Raw genomic sequence first — 21,434 nt, forward strand, 5'->3', positions numbered from 1 at the left:
GACTGCCCATGCAAGCCGTTCATGTCTCCTTCCACGATCGCCCTGCGCGACGAAATTCGGGGTTTACGCTGATCGAACTGATGATTGTGGTGGCCATCGTCGGCGTTCTTTCGGCGGTGGCGTATCCCGCTTACACGGACTACATCATGCGGGGAAACCGGTCGGAGGCGACGGCTGCTTTGCTGGAAGCCCAGCAATTCATGGAGCGATACTACGGCGCCAGTAACCGGTACAGCACCGCAGCGAATGGCAACCCTGCGCTTCCAACACGGCTGCAAACCATCCCGGCCGGGGGGGCCACGCGCTACACCTTGAGTGTTGCTGCAACGGTGAACACCTACACTTTGACGGCCACACCGTCCGGCAGCATGGCGGCTGACAAATGCGGCTCGTTGACCATCACCAATACAGGTGTCAAGGGAAGAAGCGCGACGGGCCCGACGGTCGCCGAGTGCTGGCGATAAGTCAGACCATGAAGCGCTGGCTCAGCGCCTCACCTCATCAACCAGCGTCTTGAATTCGTCGATGTCCTCAAAGCTCCGGTAGACGCTGGCAAAACGCACATAGGCCACCTTGTCGAGCTTTTTCAGCTCGCGCATGACGAGTTCTCCGAGCCGGGTTGAGGGCACTTCGCGCAGGCCGAGGTTCAGCAGCTTTTCCTCGATCCGCTCGATCGCCGAGTCCACCTGCTCGGTGCTGACCGGGCGCTTGCGCAGCGCCAGGTTCATGGAGCCCAGAATCTTGCTGCGTTTGTACTCAATGCGGCGGCCGTCTTTTTTGACAATCGCCGGAAAGTTGACGTCGGGCCGCTCGTAGGTGGTGAAGCGTTTTTCACAGGCGCCGCACTGGCGGCGGCGGCGTATGAAGTCTGCGTCTTCGGAGACCCGCGTTTCGACGACCTGGGTTTCCAGATTGCCGCAGAACGGGCATTTCACGGCCTGCCACCTGAAATTAAAGACAAAATTGGCCTCCAGCCCATACCGGGCGCGCGCGAGCAGCTATTAAAAAGATAGCCGTTGCGCAGTACATGGCTTAGCGGTAAACCGGGAACCGGCTGGTCAGCGCGTTGACCTTGGCGCGCACCGCCTCGATGTTGGCTGCGTCGCGCGGATTGTCGAGCACGTCGGCGATCAGGTGGGCGGTCTGGCGCGCTTCCTCGTCCTTGAAGCCGCGCGTGGTCATGGCCGGTGTGCCGATACGCACACCGCTGGTGACCATGGGTTTTTCCGGGTCGTTGGGAATGGCGTTTTTGTTGATGGTCATGTGGGCGCTGCCCAGCACCGCTTCAGCTTCCTTGCCGGTGATGCCCTTGGCGCGCAAATCAACCAGCATGAGGTGGCTTTCGGTGCGGCCACTGACGATCCGCAGGCCGCGCTGCGTCAGGGTCTCCGCGACGATCTGCGCGTTTTTCAGCACCTGCTGCTGGTAGGCCTTGAATTCGGGCGCCAGTGCTTCCTTGAAAGCCACCGCTTTGGCCGCGATCACGTGCATCAGCGGGCCGCCCTGCAGACCGGGAAATATCGCGCTGTTGATGGCTTTTTCGTGCTCGGCCTTCATCAGGATGATGCCGCCGCGCGGGCCGCGCAGGCTTTTGTGCGTGGTCGATGTCACCACGTCGGCATGCGGCACGGGATTCGGGTAGACGCCCGCGGCCACCAGACCGGCGTAATGGGCGATGTCCACCAGGAATATCGCGCCAACGGCCTTGGCGACTTTCGCGAAACGCTCGAAGTCGATGCGCAGGCTGTAGGCTGAAGCGCCCGCAATGATGAGTTTGGGTTTGGACTCGTGGGCCTTGCGCTCCATCGCGTCATAGTCGATTTCTTCCTTGTCGTTCAGACCGTAGCTCACGACGTTGAACCACTTGCCGCTCATGTTGAGCGCCATGCCGTGGGTCAGGTGGCCGCCTTCGGCCAAGCTCATGCCCATGATGGTGTCGCCGGGCTTGAGGAAGGCCAAAAATACCGCTTCGTTGGCCGAGGCACCGCAATGTGGCTGCACATTGGCGGCGTCGGCGCCAAAGATTTTCTTGATGCGGTCGATGGCCAGTTGTTCGGCCACGTCCACATGTTCGCAACCGCCGTAGTAGCGGCGGCCGGGGTAGCCTTCAGCGTATTTGTTGGTGAGCTGTGAGCCCTGCGCGGCCATCACCGCGGGCGAAGCGTAGTTCTCGCTGGCGATCAGCTCGATGTGGTGCTCCTGGCGCGCGTTTTCAGCGACGATGGCAGCCCACAGTTCAGGGTCGGTTTGTTCGACGAGAATATTTCGGTTGTACACGGCAGTCCTTCAAGACGTGGTCCCTGTCCTGGCACTGACGTGCATGAAACAAGGGCTGCCCAGGCGAACGGCTGATCGCCGCCGTCACCGATGACAGCCGGCGGTGCGCTTCCCAGTGGTATCCCACGTCGGCCTAGCCCCTGTGATCAAAGGCCGGCCTATCGCCAGTCGCGCACGTGGCTAGTGTAACGGAGTCAGGGATTGGCCCAGTGTCAGGCGCCTGATCAACCCCTTCAGGACACCGACAGGCTGGCGACTTTTTCGCTGGCTTTGGGGCCGGACAATTCCGGATTTTCGGAATTGACGGGCATGGAGGCCGGAATGGCCAGCGGCGGGCGCACTGGTGCATAGGCGGGCGCGCGGCCATTGGCGACGGCCTGCAGGCGGCCATGCTCAGCCATGACCTTGGCGGCATACCCGCCATCGGTTTCATGATTGGCGGCACCGACGTAATACTTAAGCCCCGCTTCTATCGAACCGGCGCGGGCGATGCATTCCTGCAGCACCTTGACGCCAACGCGCAGGTTGGTCACCGGGTCAAAGGCGGCCAGCTTGCCACCGAAGTTTTCATACTTGTCGTGGTGGATCTTGGTCATGACCTGCATCAGGCCCTGCGCACCCACCGGGCTCTGGGCGAACGGGTTGAAGCCCGATTCAATCGCCATGATGGCAAGTATCAGCGTGGGGTCGAGTTTGGCTTTCTGGCCGATCTCGAAGGCTTCGGCCACCAGCACGCTCAGCGGCTCGGGCGCGATGCCGTATTTGCGGCTGAGCCAGAAGGCCACGGCGGCCTGTTGCTTGGGCAGGTCCTTGGGGTTGGCTGCCGTGGCGCGGTCAATCGCGTCAGGCTCGGTATACCCGATGGCTGCTTCCTGGCGTTCCTGCAGCAAGGCCATCAATCGTGATTCGCCCGCTTGACGCAGGTCAGGCCGGGCGGTGAGGGTGATCACGGCAAACACCACGGCCAGGCCCACCAGGGCAAAGCTGTTGTGCGTGATTTCGAAAAAGCCCTGAGCAATGTCGTCTGCAATGCTTGCAAGACTGTTGCCCACATTTTTCTGGATGGCCCGCAAGGTGGCTGCGGGGCTTGATTGTCCTAGCGCTGTCATAGCACTCCTTTCTACGCGCAGCGGCTTTTCGAGCCGTCACGCTTTGATTGGGTCGCCATCAAACCAAGGCAATGCCTTGGGGTGTTGACCCTTGTTTGACTTTGCCGGGTTCGGCAGCGGGTTCGGGTTGTCCCTTGGTTTTCTCCGGGACGGCGAATTCTATGAGCCGTCTAAATAACTTGTCAATAATATTAATGTTAATTGATATATTTAAATACTGATTAAGCGCTTGTTTTCAAGTCCAAGACCCTCTGTTTGCGCTGTTTTAACGGTTTTTTGAGCCAAGGCTCTAGTGGGACTTGTTTTTCCAAATTCCGGAAGTCAGCTGTACGTTTTTCCAGTAAATGCAAGTGGCTCAAGGCCTTGCAGCGTTTTTTACAGAAAGTGCTGGAGCTTGAGTCCACGCCAAAAAAAACGGGACACGGAAGCTAGTCCCGTCTGTCTGTAGGACAAAATCCCAACATGTAAAGCTGTCAAGAAAACAGCAATCGCCCGGACTTTTTTGATTACAAATATTGACTTGCCGGTAGTGTGCGAGAGGTTTAACCTGCAATTGCTTGAGTACCTCAAGCATTCGCCGGGTAACCAATCCCGGTAAACCTGAGAGCAATCACTTGCTTTCATCGCACTGGAGACGAACTTCTCTTCTTTGCGAAGCCCGACGGCATGAGCATCATGTTCGCCGTCAGCCCCGGTCGGCCTAGCTGCCCGGGGTTTTTTATTGGTGGCGCCCACATCGCAGCACCGAAAAAAACATTGACCTTTGCGCAGGCGCACGAAAGACTCGACGCTTATGACAAGCAATGGTTTAAAAAATCGTGCCACCGATGTCTGGCGAGGGATGTTGTCGCGGGTGCTTGGCCTTGCCCGGTCTCCGCGCTGGCACCGTCGCGCTGCCTGGGCACTGGGGGGGGTGTTGCTGGTATGGGCGCTGGCCTGGGCGGCTGTGCCGGCTGTCCTGAAGTCCCAGCTTGAGAAGGGCGTCTCTGCCAAGCTCGGCCGCCAGGTCACGGTGGGGGCTATAACCTTCAAGCCCTGGTCGCTTGAACTTACGCTGAGCGACCTCGCCGTCGCCAGGGCGGGCGCTGCAGCAATACCTCGTCCGCAAACGCCCGCTGAGTTGCCACCTCTGGAAACCCCCCAGCAAGTCCCCCAGTTAAGTATCAAGCGCCTATATATAGATGGGGAACTTCAGTCCCTGCTGCGGCTGGCGCCTGTGGTGGACGCCATCGAGCTCGATGAACCGGCGCTGTCGCTCACGCATCTGGGGCAAGGGCGCTACGACATTGACGATATCCTGGCGCGCCTGCAACCCGCCGCCGGTGATCCGGCTGGCGAGCCGCAGCGTTTTGCGCTGTACAACCTGGTGCTCAGCGGCGGCAGGGCGGATTTCAGGGACCTGGCTGTGGACATGCGCCACGAACTGCGTGACCTGACGCTGTCCGTGCCCTTTATGAGCAACCTGCGCTCCCAGCGCGACATCAAGACCGCGCCGCACCTGACCTTCACGCTCAACGGCAGCCGCTTTGACACCGCCGCCGAGGGCACGCCCTTTGCCCAGACCCGCAAAACCGACGCCACTTTCCGGCTCAGTGCGCTGGACCTGCGGCCCTATCTGGGCTATCTGCCGGCCAGCCTGCCGCTGCGGCTGCAAAGCGGGGTGCTCAACGCCGACATCAAGGTAGCGTTTGAGCAGACGCCAGAGACCGTGGTCAAGCTCTCCGGCAGCGTGTCCGCTGAGCAGGTGCGCCTGCTCAGCGCTGCGGGCGGGCCGGCGCCCGCTGAGGAACTGCTGGCTTTTGAGCGCCTGCAGGTGGTGATGGACGATGTGCGGCCACTGGCGCAAATCATCAAGCTGTCGTCGGTGGTGCTTACGGCGCCCGTGCTCAGCATCACGCGGGACCGCGCCGGGCAGTTGAACCTGCTGCCAGGCGGCGCCCCGGTCGCTACCAAAAGCATAGCTGCTGGCGCCCGTCCGGAAAGGGCTACTGGCCAAAACAATGCCACATCTCAGGCTTCCACCACGCTCGCTGCCATGCCCTGGCAGGTTCAGGTCGCCAGCCTTGCGGTGCGCGGCGGCGCCGTCAACTGGCTGGATCAACGCCTGGCCTCACCCGCGCAGATCCGGCTGAACGGCCTGGTGCTCGACGCCTCGGCGATTGCCTTTCCATTTGTGGCCGCTGCACCGCTGCAATTCAAGGGGGCCATCGCTCTGGATACCGCCGCTGCTGCCGGTACCGCGCCGCAGGCCGCAACCCGCCAAAAAGCTGTCCAGGCCGGGCGGGTGGCGCCGGCACCGACAGCCACGCCAGCGCTGCTGAGCTTTAGCGGCAGCGCGACCGACCAGGCGGCCCAGGTCAAAGCCACCCTGGCGGCCTGGCCGCTGAACATGGCCGCCAAATACATCGGTCAGTTCCTGCTGCCGGCCCTGAACGGCCAGCTTGACGCGGAACTTGGCATCGACTGGCAGGCGGCCCGTGCCGACAAAGCGCAGGTCTTGCAGCTCACGGCACCGCAACTGTCCGTGCGCAACATCCTGCTGGCCGAAGGCAAAACCTCGCTGGTGTCGGTGCAGCGGGTCGATGTCACCGGCATGGACATCGATGTGGCCGCCCAATCCTTCAAGGCTGCCAAAATGCAGTTGACCCGGCCGAAGGCGCAGGTGGATCGCGATGCCGACAAGCGCTGGATGTATGAGCGTTGGATGGCCCGCCATGGCCTGGGGCCGCAGCCCGGTGCAGCGCCTGCCCATCCAAGCAACACGTCCACCGCTTCTCCCGCTTCCACCTGGCGTGTTGCCATCAACGATGTGTCGCTGGACGGCGGCGCGCTGTCGTTTTCGGACAAGGCTGGCGTCAAACCGGTGGCCTTCGAGGTCACGGGCGCCAAGGCGCAGCTGCAGGGGCTGCTGCTCGACGACAGGCCGTCAGCCCGAGCCCAGGCCGCCAAACCAATGCCGCTGAGCGCTTCACTTCAGTTGGCCAGCGGTCGCCTGGCGCCTGGCAAGCTCGACTTCAAGGGCAGCCTGGGTCTGGTGCCGGTGCAGGCTCAGGGCCAACTCATGTTGCAGAGGATGCCCCTGCAGGCCTTCGAGCCTTACTTCGGCGACCAGCTCAATGTGGATTTGCTGCGTGCCGACGCGAGCTTTCGCGGTAGCGTCGCATGGCGCCAAACGCCAACCGGGCCGCAGGCACAGCTGGCCGGTGATGTGGCGCTGGAAGAGTTTCAGGCCAACACCCTGGCGCCCAGCGAGGGGCTGCTGGCGTGGAAGGCGCTGAAGCTGGGCGGCCTCAGGGTCGCGGTGGACCCTGCACAGGCCACACGTGTGGATGTACGCGAGACCGTGCTCAGCGACTTTTTTGCACGTGTGATCGTCACGCCCGAAGGCCGCATCAACCTGCAGGACCTGCTCAAGCCGCCGCCAGGCGACGGGCGTGCTATTAAAACAGGAGCTTCTAACGTCCGTCCAACAGGGGCTACAGGCCAAAACAATGAAAAAAACGATGACCGGGCAGCGGGGCCCGCACCCATCATCAACGTCGGCCCAATGACGCTGATCAACGGCCGGGTGCTGTTTTCCGACCGTTTTGTCAAACCCAACTACTCGGCCAATCTCAGCGAACTCAGCGGCAAGCTCAGCGCGTTTTCTTCAGTGGCCGTGGCCGGCGCCCCCGCCATGGCCGACCTCGAATTGCGCGGCCGCGCCGAGGGCACGGCCGCGCTGGAGATCACCGGCAAGCTCAACCCGCTGGCCCAGCCGCTGGCGCTCGACATCCAGGGCAAGGTGCGTGACCTGGAGTTGCCGCCGCTGTCGCCGTATGCCATCAAGTACGCGGGTCACGGCATCAACCGCGGCAAGCTCAGTGTGGACGTCAACTATGTGGTGCAGCCCGACGGCCAGCTCACTGCCCGCAACAAGGTGGTACTGAACCAGCTCAGCTTCGGCGACAAGGTCGAGGGTTCGTCTGCCAGCCTGCCGGTGAAGCTCGCGGTGGCGCTACTGGCCGACCGCAATGGCGTGATTGACATTGACCTGCCGATCAGCGGCTCGCTCAATGACCCGCAGTTCAGCCTCGGGCCGATCATCGTCAAGGTGATTCTCAATGTCATCGTCAAGGCCATTACTGCGCCCTTCAGCCTGCTGGCTGGCGCCTTTGGCGGCGGCGGGGAAGAGCTGGCCAGTGTCAGCTTTGCGCCCGGCAGTGCCCGGCTCGCGCCCGAGGCCCAGGCCGGGCTCGACAAGGTGGCCAGGGCGCTGACCGAGCGCCCCGCGTTGCAACTCACGGTTGTCGGCACCAGCAGCCTGGAGGCCGAGCGTGAGGGCTTCAAGCGCGAGCGGCTGAACCAGTTGCTGCGCGCCGAGAAACGCCGCAGCCTGTTGGCGCAGGGCGGCACAGGTTTTGGCGAGATGACCGTCAGCCCTGCGGAGGTCCCGGTGCTGCTCAAGGAGGTCTACCAACGCGCCGACATGCCCAAGCCGCGCAACCTGGTCGGGCTGGCCAAAGACCTGCCTGCCTTTGAGATGGAAAAGCTGCTGCTGGCCGACATCACGGTCAGCGAGGACGCGATGCGTGAGCTGGCCGTCAATCGTGGCGTGGCCGTCAAGAACTACCTCGCGAGCCGGGAGTTGGCGCCGGCGCGGCTCTTCCTTGGGGCCGCCAAAACCGTGCCGTCCGCCCCCCATGGACACCGCGCGCGGAGCTTAATTTGGCGATGCCGTAAAAACAGCGAAAATACCCGCAGTGCTTTATTTTTAAAGCGTGGGCGTGTTCAGGCCTTGCGAGCCAAAATCCTGTTTTATTCCGCTGACCGTTCACCCTCCCTACCTCTTCCTGACCGCGTGTGCTGGCCTCCCGCCAGCACGCTTGATCCGGCCGGCTGTTATTAATTTTTATGCTGCGTTTTCCCATGCCCAAACCTTCCAAGCCCGAAACCTCCGCCGTGAAAACGCCTTCTTCCAAGAGCGCTGACAGCCATCCGCTGGACGGCCTGACCGGCGGTGCCTTCTCGGCGCCGACCTCGGGCGAGCGCACGGCGCGTATCCGCGAGTGGCTGACCACCGAACCTAGCGCCGAGCAGATGGCCGAGGTCTACAAAGATCTGGCCAACCGCGACAAGGGCGCCGCCAAGCCGCTCAAGGAAAAACTCGACGAAGCCAAACGTGCCAAAAACCAGGAGGCGGTTGCAGCCGAGTGGGCTGAAAAAGGCCAGGCCCTGCTGGCGCTGAAAAAACTCAACCTGGCCGACGCGCTGGCCTGGCAGCGTGATGCCGCCAAGGCCGGTGCGCCGCTGTCGCGTGAGCCGCTGGCGGGCCTGAAGGCCCAACTGACCGACCGCGTCAAGACGATTGAAGACCTGCAGCACCGCACCCAGGTGCAGCGCGAGGCCGCTGTGCTGATTGCCCAGCGCATCGAAGTGTTGTCAACCAAGTCCTGGCGCGATGCCCAGTCCGCCTGGGACGCGCTGCGTGCCGACGTGACGCACTGGCAGACCCAAGCCGACGAGATCGCGCAGGACGCCAACTGGGCCAGCGTAGACCCCAAATTTCCGCCGCTGCTCGAAGCCTCGCGCGGCCAGTTGCTGGCTGTGTGGGAAGCGTTCCAGGGCGCGCTGTCGCTGACCGTGGCCGCCGCCGAAGACACCGCCGCGCCGCTGCCGGCCGTGCCGGTCTGGGCCGACGAGTTGCGCGGTGCGCGCGGTTCGCCACGTGCCGCCGATGGTGCTGCGGGTGAGCAGCCGGCGCGCGCACCGAAGGCAAAAATCGACCCCGCTGTGCTCAAAGACATGCGCGAAAAATCGACTGCCATCGTGCAGGCCGCGCTGGCCAAACTTGAGCACGAAGTCACCGAAGGCCATGGCAAGGCGACGCCCAAGGTGGCCGCCGAGTTGCGCCAGGTGCTCAAGGACAACATCCGCAACATCGACAACGCGCTGGAAGCTGCAGCGCATGCGGCGCTGACCTCCGCAGGCGAGCTGGAAGGCTGGCAGCGCTGGCGTGCCGACCAGATCCGTGAAGAGCTGGTCGCCAAGGCCGAAGCCCTGGTGGCCAAACCGCTGGGCGGCCGCAAGCAGCAGGAAGCCTTGCGCGCGATGCGCGAGCTCTGGAAAACCAGCGACCAGGGCGGCACGCCCAACCACGCCATGTGGAAGCGGTTTGACGATGCCTGCAACGAAGCCCACAAGGTGGTCGAAGCCTGGCTCGACAAGGTCAAGGAACAAAGCGAAGCCGTCAAGGCCGAGCGCCGTGTGCTGATTGACGAAGTGCTGGCCTGGGCCGAAGCCAACAAGGGCAACACCGACTGGAAGCACCAGATCCGCAGCCTCAACGGTTTTGTCGAGAAGTGGACCGCAGCCGGCCACCTGAGCGAAAAAGCCTTCGCAGAGATCCAGCCGCAATGGAAAGCCGCGATGGACCAGGCCGATACCGCGCTGAAAGCCGCGCGTGCCGACAGCCTGGCGCGCCGCAAGGCCATGATCGAGGAAGCCCAGGTGCTGGGCGCCGAGCCGCAATTGCACATCGACGCCGTCAAACACCTGCAGCAGCGCTGGCAGCAGGAGGCGCAAGGCGTGCCGATCGAACGCAAACAGGAGCAAAAACTCTGGGACGCCTTTCGCAAGCCGATTGACGACGCCTTTCAGCGCAAGACCGTTGAGCGCGAAAAAGCTGCGTCCACGCTGGGCGAACACGACCGCCTGGTGGTGGTGCTGTCCAAAGCGCTGGACGCCGCGAATGCCAGCGGCGATGTGCAGAAAATCCGCGCCGCGATGGCCGACCTGGAAGCCGGGCTGCGCGGTCAGTACGTGCCCCCCGCGCCTGTGGCTGCCGCTGCGCCGGCGGTTGGCGATGCAGCACCTGCTACGACCTCCAATTCTGAAGAAAATCAGGCTCCAGCCCATGAGGCGACTGCGCCAGCAGCTCCTGAAACGATAGCAGATGCAGCGCCCGCAGCCCCCGCTTCGAGTGACTCTGCTGAAGTTGCTGAAGCGTCGGCAGAGGCACCCGCCGAAGAAGCCGCACCGGCGCCTTCCGCAGCCCCGCCCAAACCTGCCAAACCGGTGGTGGCGATGCGCGGCGACGACCGCCCCGGCATGCGCAAGGCCGAGGCTGCACCCGCCGGCCGTGGCGGCAAGTTTGGTGAGCGCAAGGATGCGCGCCCCGGCGGCGGCAAACCCGATGGGCGCGGTAACCGTCCGGCCGACAACAAGTTCGAGCCTTACCGCCCCGAGCGCGAAAGCCGTTTCAGCGAACGCCCGGCTTATGAAGAGCGTGGCCCCCGTCTGGGTGACGCAGCTTTCCGCGCGCAGCGCGAAGCCTTCGAGCACGCGCAGCAGGCGCTGCGCAAGCTGTCCGAACAGGCGCATGGCGAGGTGCTGACCCACCTGCTGACGGCCTGGGAAAAGCGCGACCCGGCGCTGCTGCCGGATGCCCAGGCCCTCGGCAAGCTGGTGACGCCGGCGACTCGCAGCGCATGGACGAAGGCCCTGTCGTCAGCGCCCAAAGGCGATGCTGCCGACACGCTGCTGCGCCTGGAAATCGCCGCCGAGCTGCCGACCCCGGCTGAACACCTGAGTGCGCGTCGCATGTTGCAACTGGTGCTGCTGACCAAACGCAACGACCCGACGCCGGCGCAGACCTGGGGCGAAGACACGGCCAAGGTGCTGGCCGCACCGCATGACGCGGCGCATGTGCGGCGTTTGCAGAGTGTGCTGAAGGCGCTGATCAAGCGCTGAGTCTTGCGCCCCCGTCCCGGACGCCTTGGCGGGGCATGATGATCACGCAAGCGCTATGAAATATATAGCTGCTCATGCCCGCCGGTCAGGGGCTGGAGGTTGATTTGTTGCAAAAAATCAGGCGGAAGGCGGCCGAATCGCGGATTTCGGCCTGAAGGCCTTGCACACCGCTTCATCGGTTTCCAGGTAAGGCCCGCCTATCAGGTCGATGCAGTAGGGCACGGCCGCAAAAATGCCAGCGACGGTCTGCGAGCCGTCGGTATTTTTCAGGCCTTCCAGCGTCTCGGCAATCGATTTGGGCTGGCCGGGCAGGTTCATGATCAGGGCCCGGTCGCGGATGACCGCGCACTGACGTGACAGGATGGCCGTCGGCACAAACTTCAGGCTGATCTGGCGCATCTGCTCGCCAAAACCCGGCATCTCCTTGTGCGCCACCGCCAAGGTCGCTTCGGGCGTCACGTCGCGCAGCGCCGGCCCGGTGCCGCCTGTGGTCAGCACCAGCGAGCAGCCAGCGTCCACCAGTTCGATCAGCGTGGCGCTGATGTGCTCTTTTTCATCGGGGATCAGGCGCTCGGCAAACGTGATCGGGTTGCGCAGCGCGCGGCCCAGCCATTCCTTCAACGCGGGCAGGCCCTTGTCTTCGTAGACGCCGCTGGAGGCGCGGTCGCTGACCGAGACGATGCCGATCGTCACCGCGTCGTAAGTGGCGCTCATACGTCTTCCTTAGCAAGCGTTTCTCGCACCAGCTGGAAAATTTCGCGGTAAGACTTGGCATGGCGCGGCGCCTCACCCGGCTTTTCGGGCTTGGCGTCCTTTCGGGCCTGGCGGATCAGCGCGCGCAACTGCTGCGAATCGGTGTCCGGGTGCGCGGTCAGCCAGTCGCCGAGCGCGTCGTCGGAGGCGATCAGCTTGTCGCGCCACTGTTCGGCCAGGTGCAGCGCCAAGGTCAGTTGCGCCGAGCCGTTTTGCTGCTCGTCGATGGCAGCGCGTATCGGTTCAGTGTCCAGCGGACGCATGAGTTTGCCGATGAACTGCATCTGGCGGCGCCGGCCCTCGAAGTTGGTGATTTTCTTGGCCTGGGCAATCGCGTCCAGCAGTTTTTCAGGCAGGTCGAGCTTGGCCATCAGGTCGGCGCGCAGGGTGAGGAGCGCTTCGCCGAGCGCCTGTTTTTCATCGGCCTCGGCCTTGAGCTGGGTCTTGCTCGGCGGGCCGACCTCTTCCAGCGCAATTTCCTCGGGTTTCACGAAGCGTCCGTTGGACCAGTAGCCCTTGATGGCCTTGGGAGTCTTGTTGTTCATAGCAGTCAGTATCATAGCTACCCATATGACCCCAAAGACCCCCAAGACAACATCCGCCGCTTCCGCCCCCGAGTCCGGCTTCAGTTACCACCGCGATTTCTTCGAAGGTTTGGTGGACAGCGCACTGGCCCACGCCAAAAAAATCGGCGCCACCGATGCCGCCGCAGAGGCGTCCGAAGGCTGCGGCCTGAGTGTCAGCGTGCGCAAGGGCGAGCTTGAAAATGTCGAACGCAACCGCGACAAATCGCTCGGGATCACGGTCTACGTCGGCCAGAAACGCGGTAACGCGGCCACCAGCGACTTCTCAAAAGCAGCGATTGAGCAAACCGTCAAGGCGGCCTACGACATTGCGCGTTTCACTGCGGAAGACAAGACCTCGGGCCTGCCGGCCGACCGTGACATTGCGCGGGTGCACCCCGAGCTGGACCTGTTCCACCCCTGGGCAATTGACTCCGCCGGCGCCGCCGCGCTGGCGCTCGAATGTGAAGCTGCCGTGTTTGACACCAGCAAACTCATCACCAACAGCGAAGGTGCCGGTGTGTCGGCCCAGCAAAGCCATTTTTTCAGCGCTCACACGCGCGGATTTCGCGGTGGCTATGCCAGTTCGCGCCACAGCATCTCGGCCGCAGCGATTGCCGGCAAGGGCAGCCAGATGCAGCGTGATGCCTGGTACAGCTCCATGCGCGATGCGACTGAACTGGCCAGCGCCCAGGCCGTGGGCCGCTACGCCGCCGAACGCACGTTGTCGCGCCTGAAAAGCCGCAAGATCAAGACCACACAATGTCCGGTACTGTTTGAGTCGCCGCTGGCCGCCGGCCTGCTCGGTGGTTTTGTGCAGGCCATCAGCGGCGGCGCGCTGTACCGAAAAAGCACGTTCTTGCTCAACAGTCTGGGCAAGCCGGTATTTCCGGCGCACATCGACATCACCGAAGACCCGTTTGTCAAAAAAGGCAAGGGCAGCTCGCCTTTTGATGAAGAAGGCGTCAAGACCCGTGCGAGAACGGTGGTGGACGCCGGCATTGTGCGTGGCTACTTTTTGAGTACCTACTCGGCACGCAAGCTCGGCATGCGCACCACCGGCAACGCCGGCGGCTCGCACAACCTGGTGATGAGCAGCCGACAAACGAAAGCTGGCGACGACCTCGATGCCATGCTCAAAAAGCTGGGCACAGGTCTGTTTGTGACCGAACTGATGGGGCAGGGCGTCAACTACGTCACGGGTGACTACTCGCGCGGTACCTCGGGCTTCTGGGTCGAAAAGGGCCGCATCGCGTTTCCAGTCGAGGAGATCACGATTGCCGGCAACCTCAAGGACATGCTGATGGGCATCCAGGCTGTGGGCGCCGATGTGTACAACTATGGCGCCAAAAGCGTGGGCTCCATCCTCATCAACCGGATGAAAGTCGCGGGCTCCTGAGGGAGCGCGGGGCGAGGGGCCCCGCAGCGCGGGGATCGACCAGCGGAGTCAGTAGCGAGGGAGCGGGCGCTATGCCCGCGACCGAAGAATCACGCGACGCTGCTTTCTGCGTCCCTGACTGTCAGCCCGCCAGTGCCGCCTTCACGGCCGCCGAAACCTGACCCATGTCGGCCTTGCCGGCCAGTTTGGCTTTCACCGCGCCCATGACCTTGCCCATGTCACCGGGGCCGCTGGCACCCAGTTCGGTGACGATGGCCTTGACCGCTGCCGTGACTTCTTCGGCGCTCAGGCGGGCTGGCAGGTAGGCCTGCAGCACCACCAGTTCGGCGGCTTCCTTGTCGGCCAGGTCCTTGCGCTCGGCCTTCTGGAAGGCTTCGATCGAATCCTTGCGTTGCTTGATCAGTTTGTCGACGATGGCGACCACAGCCGTATCGTCAAGCAGCACACGTTCATCGACCTCTTTTTGCTTGAGTGCGGCCAGCAGCAGGCGGATGGTGCCCAGGCGCTCGCTGTCCTTGGCGCGCATGGCGGTTTTCATGTCTTCGGTGATCTGGTCTTTGAGGGACATGGCGGTCTCCAGGAAACGGGTTGAACGGTCAAAAGGAAGTCAGAAACACAAAAGCCCGCAGAGCGTCCTCGTGCGGGCTTTGGGTTTGCCGTGAGGCGTGTACTTTTAGTACAGCTTTTTAGGCAGCTGCATCGAGCGGATGCGCTTGTAGTTGCGCTTGACGGCAGCAGCTTTCTTACGCTTGCGCTCGGCGGTGGGCTTTTCGTAGAACTCGCGGGCGCGCAGGTCGGTCAGCAGGCCGAGTTTTTCGATGGTGCGCTTGAAACGGCGCAGTGCCACGTCGAAGGGCTCGTTATCTTTTACACGAATGGTCGTCATTGATGAAGGGGTCCAAAAATATGCATCTTGTGTAGCCATCAGATTTGATCAGAATCAGGCCAGACGCGGGTTTGCTAGCAAAGCCTTGGATTATATACCAGGGGCAGGATCCCCACGGTCGCTTTATTCCGTTCCTCCTGAGCCTGTCGAAGGATGCCCCCATGCGGCGGCGCCGACTGGATCAAGCCGGGCTTGGTGCGGCGTGGTGTTTTTGCGCCAAGGCCTCGGCGCAGGCAAAAGCCGACGCCCAGGCCCACTGGAAGTTGTAACCGCCCAGCCAGCCGGTCACGTCCACCACCTCGCCGATGAAATACAGGCCGGGCTGCTTTGATTCCATCGTTTGCGACGACAAATCGCGGGTATCGACACCGCCCAGCGTGACTTCGGCCTTTTTGTAGCCTTCGGTGCCGTTGGGAATCAGTTGCCAGTCCGCGAGGCGGTCGGCCAGCGTGTTCAGGGCCTTGTCGGTGGCCTCGCTGACAGGTTTTTGCCAGGCCGCATCACGGCTGGCCCAGGCGTCGGCGAGACGGCTGGGCACCAGCGTGGCCAGTTCGTTGGCGATCAGTTTTTTCGAACTCGCCTTGGCGCGTATCAGCAGGGTGGGCAGGTCCACGCCGGGTGCCAGGTTGATGCGCACCGGCTGGCCTTCGCGCCAGAAACTGGAGATCTGCAACACCGCCGGCCCGCTCAGGCCGCGGTGGGTGAACAGCAGGTCTTCGGCAAACACCACGGCCTTTTTGCGCTGTTTGGGTGTGGCGTCCGGTGCGCCAGTTTCGATCAGCACCGGCAGCGCCAGGCCGGCAAGCTGGGCGTAGGGCGCCCAGGCTTCGCCGTCGAAGGTCAGCGGCACCAGCGCGGCACGCGGCTCGACCAGGCGCAGGCCGAACTGCTTGGCGATGCGGTAGCCAAAATCGGTCGCACCGATCTTGGGAATCGACAGCCCGCCGGTGGCGATGACCAGTTGCGGCGTTTCGATCAATCCCCGGTCGCTCTCGATTTGATAGCTGCTTGCGCTTTCCCCGTCTGGGCTGCAGGCGTATTTGATGCCCGATACGCGGCAGGGCTGCCAGCGCGTAACGCCGCCAGCATCACATTCGGCCAGCAGCATGTTGATCACGTCCTCGGCCGAGCGGTCGCAGAACAGCTGGCCTTTGTGTTTTTCATGGAAAGCGATGCCTTGTCGCTGCAGCAGCGCGATGAAGTCCTGCGGCGTGTAGCGCGACAGCGCGGAGCGGCAAAAATGCGGGTTTTCGCCGACGAAGTTGGCGGGTGTGGTGTCACGGTTGGTGAAGTTGCAGCGGCCGCCGCCGGAGATGCGGATTTTCTCGGCGACTTTTTCGCTGTGGTCCAGCAGCAGCACCTTGAGGCCGCGCTGGCCGGCCAGGCCCGCGCAGAACAGGCCGGCGGCCCCTGCGCCTATCACCACCACGTCAAATTTTTGGGTCAAATCGGCCTCCAGCCCATGATTGGCGGGCGTGAGAAGCTATCAAAAGCAGAGCAACTCAAGCCGTCCGTGACAGGCGAGTGTAGCCGGGCAGCGCTCTCAGGCCGCGCGAAACAGTGCCGGGTTTTCGACTGCCGCCGCGATGCCGCCGACCACGTCGCCGACCACGATCACCGAGGGGCTGGCCAGGCCGGACGCACTGATCGCGGCGGCCAATTTGCCGAGCGTGGTCGTGATGTGGCGCTGGGTGGCCAGCGTGGCATTCTGGATCACGGCCACCGGCGTGCTCGGGGGCAGGCCGGTCAGCAGTTCGTCCTGGATGCGGCCAGCGCCGCTGACACCCATGTAGATCACCAGCGTGAGTTTGGCCTTGCAGGCGGTGTCGGCCAGCGCGCGCCAGTCGGTGCCTTCGTCGCCCGGCTTGGCGTGACCGGTGACAAACACCACGCCGTGGGCATGCTGGCGGTGCGTGAGAGGAACCCCCAGCGAGGTGACTGCGGCCAGGCCGGCGGTGATGCCATTGATGACCGTTACTTCGATGCCGGCGGCGCGCAGGTGTTCGACCTCTTCGCCGCCGCGTCCGAAGATGAAGGGGTCGCCGCCCTTGAGGCGCACCACGTTTTCGCCTTCACGCACGGCCATGATCATGAGTTTTTCAATGAACTCCTGGGGCGTGGATTTGCAGCCGCCGCGTTTGCCCACATACACGATACGCGCATCGGGCCGCGCGTAGGCCACGATGTCGTCGCTGACCAGGTCGTCGACCAGCAGCACGGTGGCGGCCTGAATGGCCTTGAGTGCCTTGAGCGTGAGCATTTCAGGGTCGCCCGGACCCGCACCGACCAGGCTGCAATGGCCGTTGGAAGATGAGCTGTGTTTGCCGCTGGTCATAGTTCGGAAGTCAGTTGCAAGATATGTTCCACCTGCCGTGTGATCGATGCAGGCACAGCGTGTGCGCCCGACATCACGGCGCGGATATAGGCCGCGGTGCTGTCGCTGTCGATGGCGGTGGGCAGATCCGGCACGCTGGCCAGCGTGCCGGGCTGGAATGCTTGCAGCAGCGTGCGCTGGCCGCCAACAAAGGCTTCCATCTGCGGCGTGCGGCGCGCATCGGCCACCACCTCACCTTCGGTGCCGCGCAGCAGCAAGGCGTTGGCCTGAATCAGCTCGAAGGTCTGGCCCATGGAGATCGCGTATTCAGGGTGGGTGTAGCTGCTGACCACCAGCGCCTTGCCGAGACAGGGGTTCATGATCTTGACCAGGCTGTGCGCCGGGTTGCGCAGGCCGACGGCGCGCCGCACGTCCAGCAGGCGTTTCAGGCCGGGGCACAGCAGCTCTGTGGGGGCAAACACCACCTCGCCATTCGCTATCGTTTTAATAGCTGTCAGCGCTTGTATGCCAAGGGCTGCGAGCACATTCGACGTAAATATCCGGCTGGATTCGGTGGCTGTGCCGTGCACCAGCACCGGCAGGCCTTCACGCGCCAGCAGCAGCGCCAGCAAGGGCGTGAGCACCGGCAGCTTGCGCGCACCGTTGTAGCTGGGCAGCACCACCACCGGCCGCTCGCTGGCCGGGAAACGCAACATGCGCTGGTAAGTAGCGTCCAGGAAACCGGCCATTTCTTCGGGCGTTTCGCCCTTGATGCGCATCGCCAGGCAGAAGCCGCCAATCTCCAGGTCGGTCACTGTGCCGTCGAGCACCTGGCCGAACAGGTCGGCGGCCTGTTCGCGCGTGATTGGCTTGGCGCCGTCTTTGCCGCGACCTATGACCTTGATGTACTGAGCGATGGACATGCGTGATTGTCGGCGAAGGCAGATAACTTTCCGTCATGAGCTAAGAACTTGTCCGTAAATAATTGGGGGTCGCGCAAATGGATGTTCGGGATGGGATGCAAGGCGCAAAATCCAAGGCAAGGCTGGTGGCCTTGCCTGAATTTGCAACGCCGCAGACCGCCCGAAAATCCGTTTGCCCTTCGGGTTGGGGCGAAACCGGGCGATTTGCCCACCAAATCCCTTGCATGGGCGCCCAGCCCATGTTGCGTGATGTTGGCGAACAACTCATCCCGATTGCGCCCCAACGCGACCCCCAATTATTTGCGGACAAGTTCTACGCCGGCTTTTCTCAGGCGATCACCTTGATCGGGATCACGCTGCGCTCGTTGCCGTCCGCAGGCGCCTGGCCGGTCGGGGCGGCGCTGCGGATCAGGCGCTTGATTTCGGGCACGCAGGAGCCGCAGTTGGTGCCGCACTTGAGTTTGTCCTGCAAGGCCAACAGGCGCTCTTCGTCGCTGGCGAGCAGGCCGGAACCGCCGGGTGCGCTGGCGATCTCGCGCAGGCCGGCAGCAATCTGTTCATCGCTGACGCTGAAACAACTGCAGACTGGTTTGCCGCGCGGCACCATCGCGCCGGGCGCTTTGGCACCGGGCAGCAGCAGCAGCCGGCCATAGGCCTGCGCCGGCAACTCGTGCTGCAGCAGGGCCTTGATCCAGGCTTGTGCGCTGACATCACCGGCCAGCACAAAACCGGTCAGTTCGGCCTCCTCGTATTGCTTGCCCTTGCGCACCAGCCGTGCCGTGCGGTGCTGGCCCTTCTTTTTGTCTGCGTATCGCAGCGTATCGGTGCCGTCGAGACCGAGAATATTTTCAATGTCCGTCAACAGAGCTTCAGGCGGCGCTTCAAAACCGGCCGCGCGAAATAACACGCCGGTGCGCTGGCGGCCGGTTTCGCCCAGCGGTACCTCGTTGGAAAACGGCACGCAACTGCTGAAGGCAAAACGCGCCATCAGCGGATTCAGCCGCTCACGCGCCTTCAGCACCTGCTCGTCCGGCAGCCAGGCCATGGCCAGCAGCGACCAGGGCAGCTCGGCCTTCAGGATCTTGACGGCCGCATGCTTGAGCTCAGGCTGTTTGGAACTGGGGCAATAGGCGGACGTGGTCAGTGCGTTGACGCCGGCCAGCCGCTCGCCGCTGCTCGACAGGCCGCTCAGGTAGTCGTCGCCCCAGTGCATGGCCATGAAGGCCTGGCTCACGGCCACTTCCGGTGAAGCCTGCAGCGGCACCACGATGGAGCCGCGTTTGGACGTCACGTGCACCAGGTCGCCGTCCTTGAGCAGACGCCGCGCCATGTCCTGCGCGTTCATCTGGATGGACGGCTCGGCCACATGACCAAACAAACGGCCCAGCGTACCGGTACGGCTCATGCCGTGCCACTGATCGCGCAGCCGGCCGGTCGTCAGCGAGAACGGGTAGCGTGACTCGCGTGGCTCGGCCACGGGTTTGTAGACGGTGTTGACGAAACGCGCCTTTCCGTCGTCAGTTGGGAAGATGCCGTCTTCGTAAAGCCGGGCCTTGCCAATGGTTTCACCTTCCTTGAGAGGCCACTGCTGCGGCGCGGCTTCCAGCATGGCGTAACTCATGCCGGTGATGTCGAGGTCGCGCCCGCGTGTCGATTCGCGGTGTTCATTCCAGATGCTCTCCACCGAGCTGGCTTGGTCGTTGACGGGCCAAGGGAACAGCGTGCTGATTTTCTGCACCGGCAGCAATTTTTCCAGCCGCTGCGCAAAGGCCACGGCAATCGACCAGTCGTGGCGCGCCTCGCCGGGCGCAGACACGGCTGGCCGCACGCGGCTGATGCGCCGCTCGCTGTTGGTCACGGTGCCGGTTTTTTCGCCCCAGGTGGTGGCCGGCAACAGCAGGTCGGCATAGTCGCAGGTCGATGGCGTGGCAAAGGCTTCCTGGACCACCACCAGTTCGGCGCGTTCAAGGGCGCGGCGCACGGTGGCCTGATCGGGCATGGACTGCGCGGGGTTGGTGCAGGCAATCCACAAGGCCTTGATCTCGCCGTCGGCTGCCGCCTGGAACATCTCGACCGCAGTTTTGCCGGGTTTGTCGGGTACCGAAGGGATGCCCCAGAGCGCGGCGACTTCGGCCCGGTGCTGCGGATTGGCCATATCGCGGTGCGCGCTCAGCAGATTGGCCAGGCCGCCGACCTCGCGACCGCCCATGGCATTGGGCTGGCCGGTCAGCGAAAACGGCCCGGCACCGGGCTTGCCAATCTGCGCCGTGGCCAGGTGCAGGTTGATCAGCGCCGCATTTTTGGCGGTGCCGCTGCTCGACTGGTTCAGGCCCTGGCAATACAGGCTCAGCGTCGCGGCCGAGGTGGCGAACATTTTCGCGGCCGCAAACAGGTCTTCCTTTTTGATGCCGCAGGTGTCTGCCACAAGGTCGGGCGTGTAGTCGCGCACCGTGGCTTTCAGCGCGTCGAAGCCGCTGGTGTGTTCAGCGATGTAGGACGGCTGGGTCCAGCCTTCCCACAGCATGATGTGCAGCAAGCCGTTGAACAGCGACACATCGGTGCCGGGCTGGATCGGCAGGTACAAATCGGCGATGCCTGCGGTGTCGGTACGGCGCGGGTCGCAGAAGATGATTTTCATGGCCGGGTTGGCGGCCTTGGCGTCCTCGATGCGGCGGAAAAGAACCGGATGCGCATAGGCGGTGTTGCTGCCGACAATGAAGATGCATTGCGCATGGTTCACGTCGTCGTAACAACTCGGGGGTGCATCAGCGCCCAGCGTTTGTTTGTAACCCGCCACCGCACTGCTCATGCACAGGCGCGAGTTGGTGTCGACGTTGTTGGTGCCGATCAGGCCCTTGGCAAGTTTGTTGAAGACGTAATAGTCTTCGGTCAGCAACTGGCCGGAGATGTAGAAGCCGACCGCATCCGGTCCGTGTTCCCGGATGACCTGCGCAAACTTCTCACTGGCGACATCCAGCGCGCTGTCCCAGCTGATGCGCTGCGGCGTGCCGCCGCGTTGCGTGCGCTGCATCGGGTGCAGCAGGCGGGTCTGCCGCGTCACAGCGTGTGATGCGGTCAGGTGCAGGGTAGAGCCCTTGGTGCACAATCGGCCGAAGTTGGCCGGGTGGTCCGGGTCGCCGCGCACACCTGTGATCTGGTCGGCCTCGGACTCAATAACCACGCCACAGCCCACACCGCAGTAGGGGCAAGTGGAGCGCGTTTCGCGCATCATGAATTGCCCTTGCTGCGGTGTTTCATGGTTATCGCAAAGCGATCCGCGGCCCCAGCCGCGAGATCGCAGTACGGGCAGGTAGATTTTGTTTCGCGAGTCATCACGCCGTGTGCGGAGCCTGCACGTCGAACGTCTGGTCACCCAACGCGCCGGTCGAGGCGCAGGGACCTGCGCGCGGCGCCGCCAGGTCCAGGGCCAGTGTGGCCAGTTCTGCCGGGTCCAGCATGACCTGACCGCCATCGACCTT

At 63.3% G+C, this 21,434-nt stretch carries 15 protein-coding genes and 1 riboswitch; of the genes, 4 read left to right on the top strand and 11 right to left on the bottom strand.

Annotated elements, in window-relative coordinates:
• Nucleotides 1–8: 8 nt before the first annotated feature.
• Nucleotides 9–464, top strand: a complete 456-nt coding sequence (locus ACH2CW_RS17110; protein ID WP_395060336.1) for a type IV pilin protein — start codon at nt 9–11, stop codon at nt 462–464.
• A 21-nt stretch (nt 465–485) separates the two neighbouring features.
• Here ACH2CW_RS17110 and nrdR read toward each other — a convergent pair whose 3' ends face one another.
• From nrdR to ACH2CW_RS17125, 3 genes are all read right to left on the bottom strand, one after another.
• Entirely contained in the window at nt 486–935 is a 450-nt protein-coding gene (nrdR, locus tag ACH2CW_RS17115) for a transcriptional regulator NrdR (RefSeq protein ID WP_348068754.1), read from the bottom strand.
• 97 nt (nt 936–1,032) lie between these two features.
• Nucleotides 1,033–2,277, bottom strand: a complete 1,245-nt coding sequence (glyA, locus tag ACH2CW_RS17120; protein WP_395060338.1) for a serine hydroxymethyltransferase — start codon at nt 2,275–2,277, stop codon at nt 1,033–1,035.
• Between the two features lie 50 nt (nt 2,278–2,327).
• Nucleotides 2,328–2,459, bottom strand: a riboswitch (ZMP/ZTP riboswitch).
• Nucleotides 2,460–2,510: 51 nt separating this feature from the next.
• Complete coding sequence (locus tag ACH2CW_RS17125; protein ID WP_395060340.1) at nt 2,511–3,386, bottom strand: transglycosylase SLT domain-containing protein; 876 nt, start codon at nt 3,384–3,386, stop codon at nt 2,511–2,513.
• 793 nt (nt 3,387–4,179) lie between these two features.
• Here ACH2CW_RS17125 and ACH2CW_RS17130 point away from each other — a divergent pair.
• Nucleotides 4,180–8,274 (top strand): DUF748 domain-containing protein, encoded by a 4,095-nt coding sequence (locus tag ACH2CW_RS17130; RefSeq protein ID WP_395060342.1) that lies wholly within the window; start codon nt 4,180–4,182, stop codon nt 8,272–8,274.
• Nucleotides 8,275–8,294: 20 nt separating this feature from the next.
• Complete coding sequence (locus ACH2CW_RS17135; RefSeq protein ID WP_395060344.1) at nt 8,295–11,117, top strand: DUF349 domain-containing protein; 2,823 nt, start codon at nt 8,295–8,297, stop codon at nt 11,115–11,117.
• 117 nt (nt 11,118–11,234) lie between these two features.
• Here ACH2CW_RS17135 and mog read toward each other — a convergent pair whose 3' ends face one another.
• The gene (mog, locus tag ACH2CW_RS17140) at nt 11,235–11,831 is read right to left on the bottom strand and encodes a molybdopterin adenylyltransferase (RefSeq protein ID WP_395060346.1); all 597 of its coding nucleotides are present in this window, start codon (nt 11,829–11,831) and stop codon (nt 11,235–11,237) included.
• The gene (yjgA, locus tag ACH2CW_RS17145; RefSeq protein ID WP_395060348.1) at nt 11,828–12,415 is read right to left on the bottom strand and encodes a ribosome biogenesis factor YjgA; all 588 of its coding nucleotides are present in this window, start codon (nt 12,413–12,415) and stop codon (nt 11,828–11,830) included. The genes mog and yjgA overlap by 4 nt, the downstream gene beginning before the upstream one ends.
• Nucleotides 12,416–12,440: 25 nt before the next feature.
• Here yjgA and pmbA point away from each other — a divergent pair, with 25 nt between their 5' ends.
• Nucleotides 12,441–13,832 carry a metalloprotease PmbA gene (pmbA, locus tag ACH2CW_RS17150; RefSeq protein ID WP_395060350.1) on the top strand — a complete coding sequence of 464 codons (1,392 nt, stop codon included), beginning with the start codon at nt 12,441–12,443 and terminating at the stop codon, nt 13,830–13,832.
• A 121-nt stretch (nt 13,833–13,953) separates the two neighbouring features.
• Here the strand turns inward: pmbA and ACH2CW_RS17155 are convergent, their stop codons facing one another.
• The 6 genes from ACH2CW_RS17155 to ACH2CW_RS17180 all read right to left on the bottom strand — a co-directional run bounded on the left by ACH2CW_RS17155 (nt 13,954) and on the right by ACH2CW_RS17180 (nt 21,184).
• A complete protein-coding gene (locus tag ACH2CW_RS17155; protein WP_395060352.1) occupies nt 13,954–14,400 on the bottom strand; it encodes a GatB/YqeY domain-containing protein in 447 nt (148 codons plus the stop codon).
• Between the two features lie 105 nt (nt 14,401–14,505).
• Complete coding sequence (gene rpsU / locus ACH2CW_RS17160; protein WP_007872347.1) at nt 14,506–14,718, bottom strand: 30S ribosomal protein S21; 213 nt, start codon at nt 14,716–14,718, stop codon at nt 14,506–14,508.
• 181 nt (nt 14,719–14,899) lie between these two features.
• On the bottom strand, nt 14,900–16,165 hold the full coding sequence (locus ACH2CW_RS17165) for an NAD(P)/FAD-dependent oxidoreductase (RefSeq protein WP_395060355.1): 1,266 nt from the start codon (nt 16,163–16,165) through the stop codon (nt 14,900–14,902).
• 96 nt (nt 16,166–16,261) lie between these two features.
• A complete protein-coding gene (cobA, locus tag ACH2CW_RS17170; RefSeq protein ID WP_395060357.1) occupies nt 16,262–17,053 on the bottom strand; it encodes a uroporphyrinogen-III C-methyltransferase in 792 nt (263 codons plus the stop codon).
• On the bottom strand, nt 17,050–17,955 hold the full coding sequence (ybiB, locus tag ACH2CW_RS17175; protein WP_395060359.1) for a DNA-binding protein YbiB: 906 nt from the start codon (nt 17,953–17,955) through the stop codon (nt 17,050–17,052). The genes cobA and ybiB overlap by 4 nt, the downstream gene beginning before the upstream one ends.
• 328 nt (nt 17,956–18,283) lie before the next feature.
• Nucleotides 18,284–21,184, bottom strand: coding sequence for a molybdopterin-dependent oxidoreductase (locus ACH2CW_RS17180; RefSeq protein WP_395060367.1), 2,901 nt, complete (start codon nt 21,182–21,184; stop codon nt 18,284–18,286).
• Nucleotides 21,185–21,434 lie beyond the last annotated feature (250 nt).

The organism is Polaromonas sp. (assembly GCF_043778355.1).
Taxonomy (GTDB): domain Bacteria; phylum Pseudomonadota; class Gammaproteobacteria; order Burkholderiales; family Burkholderiaceae_C; genus Polaromonas.